Genomic DNA, 6,257 nt, shown 5'->3' on the forward strand with positions numbered 1-6,257 from the left:
AGCGACAAAAATGAAAAGCATAATTGTAATAGGGGCGTTATTCTGTGCGGAAATCTTATCCGCACAGGTTGCCATTGAAAAAAGTCAGGTGGATGGTGATGGGGTGTTGGACTTTCCTGCAAATACTACAAAAGGTATATTGTTGCCTATCGTAGAAACACTTCCGGCTAATGCCGTAGAAGGAACGCTTTTGATGGATAGAAATGATAGCGTATTAAAAATGAAACTTGAGTCTGCCTGGGTTCCGTTGAGTGATGCCGGCTCCGTAGCAGCTGTTTCTTTCAATACCAGTGGAGAAACTTCGGGCCAGAATGGAGTGGTTATGGGATCCAATACCACCAATGCACCGGGGATTTTGGTGTTGGAATCATCCAGCAAAGCGCTTATTCTTCCTAAGGTAGCGGAACCGCATCTCAATGTTAAAAGTCCCTATCCTGGTATGGTATGTTACGATACTGTAAGCAAAACTATGGCTGTTTTTGACGGTCTGAAGTGGAGCTATTGGAAATAAATTCAATGCATTTTAAATAATGTATCTTAAGGGTTGTTTCAGATTGAGGCAACCTTTTCCTTTATCATGTATACCTGCACTTTTTTGAACTAGTTCATATTCCAGGAATTTTGAGCTCTGTAATTTTGCCCTATTAAAATATAACAAATGAAAATCGGATTTAAAAATGTACTCACAGTATGTTTAACACTAACTTTATTCTTACCCATGAACGCACAACAAAAAAGAACAATGGAAAACACCGCATTATTGATTATCGATGTCCAGAACGATTATTTTCCGGGAGGGAAAATGGCATTGGAAAAAGCTGAACAGGCTGGCGAAAACACTAAAAAGATTTTAGAATATTTTAGGAAAAATAATCTTCCTGTTATTCATATTCAACATATTTCTGCCAATGAAGGAGCTGCCTTTTTTCTTCCTGGTACTTCAGGTGTGGAGATTAATCTGCTAGTTTCACCAAAACCGGGTGAAAAAATAATTACAAAGCATTTCCCCAACAGTTTCAGGGAAACTGGCCTTTTAGAATATCTTCAGTCAAAAGGGATCAGGAATCTCGTCATTACAGGAATGATGACGGATGTGTGTATAGAATCTACCACCAGGGCTGCTTTCGATTTTGGCTTCAGCAATACCATTATCGGGGATGCTACTGCCACAAAGGATAGAGAACTGGGTGGCCAAATTATAAAAGCTTCAGAAGTTCAGAGATCTTTTCTCGCAGGAATATCAGCTTTAGGAAACCTGTACAGCCGGGTTACGACTACCCGTGATTTTATAAACGGAAAATAGCTTAAAGTAACTTAGTGAATAAAGATGCTGGTATTATTGGTATCTTTATTTTGTTTTTATTAAACCATGTTCGATTTACTGTATAAAAATATCAGCCGGTACGCAGTGTTTTCTGAAGAAGAATTTGCACGGTTTGCAGCACCGTTTCAGTTGAAGAAGTTTAAAAAGAGAGAAGTTGTTCTCAAAGCAGGAGATTATTGCTTTTTTGAGGGGTTTGTTGTAAGCGGGTGTTTTAAAGTATATTATCTGAATGAAAAAGGGTTTGAGCAGATTTTGTATTTTGCTGTTGCCGGATGGTGGATTACAGACCTGGACAGTTTCATCAATCATATTCCGAGCATTTTGACTATTGAAGCCCTTGAGGATAGTGAAGTGCTGATGATTTCAAAAAAAGAGAAGGAACATCTGTATGTCACGATGCCTCCGATAGAAAAGCTTTTCAGAATCATGAATCAACAGTCGTCGGTGGCACTCCAACGAAGAATTCTCTCCTTAACGGGTCAAACAGCGGACAAACGGTATCTTGAATTTCTGAAAAAATATCCCGGATTGGAACAAAACCTGACCCAGCAACAGGTCGCTTCATACCTGGGAATTACTCATGAGTTTCTCAGTAAAATCCGAAAAAAAATAACGCTCCAAAAATAAGGAAGCTGTTTTTTTTAATTACAATGAAATGCTTTGATTTTAATAAACGGAAAACTAATACTTTACATAAAAGTTAAATCAATCATATAGAACTATTCAATGACTGGGATAGTCATAATGAATCTATATTCTTGCGGTTTTAAAAATTGAATTTTTCCTAATGTTTTCAAGCTTATTAAGAATGTTTCAAAATAAGCAAAATGGGGACCAAAGTGACAAAAAACAGCTTTTTTTAACTCCTTTGTTGTTTATCATGCTTATTTTTGCATGTCAAGTACAATAAATCATGAAGAAGCTCCAAGATATTCTTATCTCAACCAGGACAATGGCTGTATTGTTGCTGGTGTACGCATTTGCAATGGCTTATGCAACGTTCTTAGAAAACGACTATGGAACTCCAACAGCAAAAGCATTAATTTATGAGGCAAAGTGGTTTGAATTAATCATGTTCCTGCTCATTCTCAACTTTATAGGAAATATCGGAAGATATCGACTTTGGAAAAGAGAAAAGTGGCCGGTGTTGGTTTTTCACCTTGCCTTTATTTTTATTTTTATTGGTGGTGCCATTACAAGATACATTAGTTTTGAAGGGACCATGCACATCAGGGAGGGAGAAACCTCCAATGAGATCGTAACGGACAAAAACTTCTTTAAAATCCAAATCGAAGAAAAAGGAGATGTTCTCAATTATCAGGATGTTCCTTATCTGATGTCCCCGTTACATAAAGATTTTAAAGCGACGTATGACTTCCACGGAAAAGAAGTAAAAGTTTTTGCAAAGGATTACATCCAGAGAAAAAAAGACAGCCTTGTTGCCGGTCCTAACGGAAAAGAATACCTTCATTTGGTTTCTACCGGAACCACCGGAAGACAGAATATTTACATCAGCTCAGGTGAAACGAAATCGATCAACGGAACTCTGGTGACCTTTAACAGAGCTATTGAAGGGGCTGTGGAATTCAAGAATGAAGGGGGGAAACTTTTCATCAAAACTCCGGTTGATGCTACCTATATGACCATGGCCACACAGGCTACGGGGAATACGGTAAAGGATGAATTTCAACCTTTGGCAATGAGAAGTTTATACAGTATCAATGAGCTGAAGCTGGTAGTACCTGAAGGCCTTAAAAAAGGAAAACTGATGGCTTTTGAAGGTGACAGAAAAAAGGATGTCAATGTACCTGATATGCTTCAGATTGAATTGCAGGGACCAAAAACCACGCAGATTGTAGATCTTTCCGTAGAAAGAGGAAATCCGAATGCTTACAAGCAGGTAACCATGGATGGTTTAAACATCATGGTGGGCTTCGGACCTAAAGTATACAATACACCGTTTGCTTTGAAGCTGGAAGATTTCGTAATGGAAACCTATCCGGGAAGTTCATCTCCAAGTGCTTACGAGAGCCATGTGAAAATCATTGACGAAGGAAAAGAGACTCCTTATAAAATCTATATGAATCACGTTCTAAACCATAAAGGATACCGTTTCTTCCAATCAAGCTTTGATCCGGACAGAATGGGAACCGTACTTTCTGTAAACCATGATTATTGGGGAACTTTGATCTCTTATATCGGATACGGACTATTGTTTCTGGGAATGTTTGTGATCTTCTTCTGGAAAGGAACACACTTCTGGAAGCTGAATAAAATGCTTGCTGATGCCAATAAAAAGAAGACTAAATTGGCAGCAGTCGTATTGTTGTTCTTAAGTTTAGGATTAAATGCACAGAAGATTGAAACCCATGGCACCACAGATGGAAGCCGGGAGCATATTCATGTGGAAGGTGACGGACATAGCCACGCACCGGCTCCTGACGTTCAACCGCTTGATGGGGCTGCTCCCAAGCAGAACTCATTAGCAACCCCACTGGGAAAAATGAGATCGATTTCTCCTGATGAGATTATTGCAAGAAACAGGATCAGCGAGGAGCATGCCGATAAATTCGGATATTTGCTGGTTCAAAGCTTTGAGGGAAGAATTGTTCCTATCAATACAGAAGCTTTGGACGTTTTAAGAAAATTATACAAAAAAGATAAGTTCAAAGGAACAGATGGGAAGTATCTTACTGCCAACCAATGGTTCCTTTCTATCAATACAGATACTCCGAGCTGGACGATGGTTCCAATGATCAAAGTAGGACCTAAAGGGGGTGACGAACTGAAAAATAAGACCAAAGCCAATGATGAAGGGTACACTTCCCTGATGAATCTTTTCCCTGCAGATGCCAATGGTAACTTAACGTATATTCTCGAACATGATTATAACACTGCTTTCCGTAAAAAACCGGCAGAGCAGACGAATTATGACAAAGAAATAATTGCTGTAAACGAAAGAGTTCAGATTTTCAACGAATTTTTCAGCGGTCAGTTTATGAGAATTGTTCCTGTAAAAAATGATGCCAATCACACATGGCATTCATGGCTGGACCAGAAATTTGAACCGGATATGGAATCCCAGCAGGTAATGGGTCCGTACTTTGCAGAAGCTTTAACGGCTCAGAAAACCGGAAACTGGAGCAAAGCAGATGCCGAATTGGCAAAGCTTTCAGAATACCAGCAGAAATGGGGGAAAGCAGTTGTTCCTGCAAAATCCAAAGTAGATCTTGAAGTCTTCATGAATAAAGCTGATATCAATTTTAAATTGTTGATTTTCTATACACTTGTTGGCGGACTTCTTCTTATCCTGGGATTCGTTGAATTATTCAAGCCTAGTAAAATATTGAATAAAGCGATCAAGGCGATTATTGCTGTTGGTTTAATAGGATATCTATGCCATTTCCTGGGATTGGTAGCAAGATGGTATATCTCAGGACATGCTCCGTGGAGTAACGGGTATGAAGCTATTATTTTTATCTCGTGGGTAGGGATTACGGCAGGTTTAATATTGTACAGAAACTCCAATGCATTGATTCCGGCAGCCGGATTTATGGTGGCGGTTATCATGATGGGGTTTGCGCACGGAGGTTCTGCTCTTGATCCGCAGATCACACCGCTTGTTCCGGTACTGAAGTCTTATTGGCTGATTGTTCACGTTGCTATTATTACCTCCAGTTACGGGTTCTTTGCCCTCTCAATGATTATTGCCGTGATCTCACTTGTTTTTTATATTATTTCCAATAAGGATACCTATAAAATTCACCATGACACCACATTGAAGGAGCTGGTGATCGTCTCTGAAATGTCACTGACAATTGGTCTTTTTGCACTGACGGTAGGAAACTTCCTGGGTGGAATCTGGGCCAATGAATCGTGGGGTAGATACTGGAGCTGGGATCCAAAAGAAACCTGGGCTTTCATTTCTATCATGGTGTATGCTTTCGTTCTCCACATGAGATTGGTGCCAGGCTTAAGAAGCAGATGGGCGTTCCATGTGGCAACAATGTTTGCTTTCTGTTCCATGGTAATGACGTATTTTGGGGTGAATTACTACCTTAGCGGCCTTCACTCATATGCGGCTGGAGATCCTGTTCCGGTACCGGCATGGGTGTACATAGGAATCGCTACAATGATTACTTTATCAGCTGTTTCTTATGTCAAGTTTAAAAAGCTTACGAAGAAATAGACTTTTGACTCTATAACTGAAATCCCGGAATTATTTTCCGGGATTTTTTTATGTTGTTCCTAGCTTTGCTGTGGATATCTTATAAACGCTAAGTTCGCAATGGTTTATAGGGTGGTGAAATATTGTTCGCAAAGGCGTTTCACTCAGCAAGGATAAGATTAGCTCTTAACTAAACGAAGTAGTAAAATATCGTGTAATAAATAGAAGTAATTGAGCTTTATCCTAACCCTAAGTTCGCAATGGTTTATAGGGTGGTGAAATATTGTTCGCAAAGGCGTTTCACTCAGCAAGGATAAGATTAGCTCTTAACTAAACGAAGTAGTAAAACATCGTGTAATAAATAGAAGTAATCGAGCTTTATCCTAACGCTAAGTTCGCAATGGTTTATAGGGTGGTTCGTAAAGGCGTTTCAGTCAGCAAGGGTAAGATGATCTCTTAGCTGAACGAAGTGGCTTTGCGAACAAAAATAAAGCAGACAATAACATATTTACCTTGCGAACCCTGCGTTTATTTTACGGGATTTTTTGTTCATGTTGTTCCTAACTGCTTTGCCGTGGATATCTTATAAACGCTAAGTTCGCAATGGTTTATAGGGTAGTGAAACGTTGTTCGTAAAGGCGTTTCACTCAGCAAGGGTAAGATGATCTCTTAGCTGAACGAAGTGGCTTTGCGAACAAAAATAAAGCAGACAATAACATATTTACCTTGCGAACCCTGCGTTTATTTTCCGGGATTTTTTGTTCA

Annotated in this window: 4 protein-coding genes; all 4 read left to right on the forward strand. The window is 39.4% G+C overall.

All coding sequences use genetic code 11. The annotated features are described in order from the left end of the window. Nucleotides 1-10 precede the first annotated feature (10 nt). Nucleotides 11-511, forward strand: a complete 501-nt coding sequence (locus DRF67_RS15705) for a hypothetical protein (RefSeq protein WP_115929253.1) — start codon at nucleotides 11-13, stop codon at nucleotides 509-511. A gap of 207 nt (nucleotides 512-718) precedes the next feature. Continuing rightward, entirely contained in the window at nucleotides 719-1,303 is a 585-nt protein-coding gene (locus tag DRF67_RS15710) for a cysteine hydrolase family protein (protein WP_228435826.1), read from the forward strand. Nucleotides 1,304-1,369: 66 nt separating this feature from the next. Then, nucleotides 1,370-1,951: a Crp/Fnr family transcriptional regulator gene (locus DRF67_RS15715; RefSeq protein ID WP_115929247.1), complete on the forward strand. Its 582-nt coding sequence runs from the start codon at nucleotides 1,370-1,372 to the stop codon at nucleotides 1,949-1,951. A 286-nt stretch (nucleotides 1,952-2,237) separates the two neighbouring features. Next, nucleotides 2,238-5,513 (forward strand): cytochrome c biogenesis protein CcsA, encoded by a 3,276-nt coding sequence (gene ccsA / locus DRF67_RS15720; protein ID WP_115929248.1) that lies wholly within the window; start codon nucleotides 2,238-2,240, stop codon nucleotides 5,511-5,513. The last annotated feature ends 744 nt before the right edge of the window (nucleotides 5,514-6,257 follow it).

Source organism: Chryseobacterium pennipullorum (genome assembly GCF_003384725.1).
Taxonomy (GTDB): Bacteria; Bacteroidota; Bacteroidia; order Flavobacteriales; family Weeksellaceae; genus Chryseobacterium; species Chryseobacterium pennipullorum.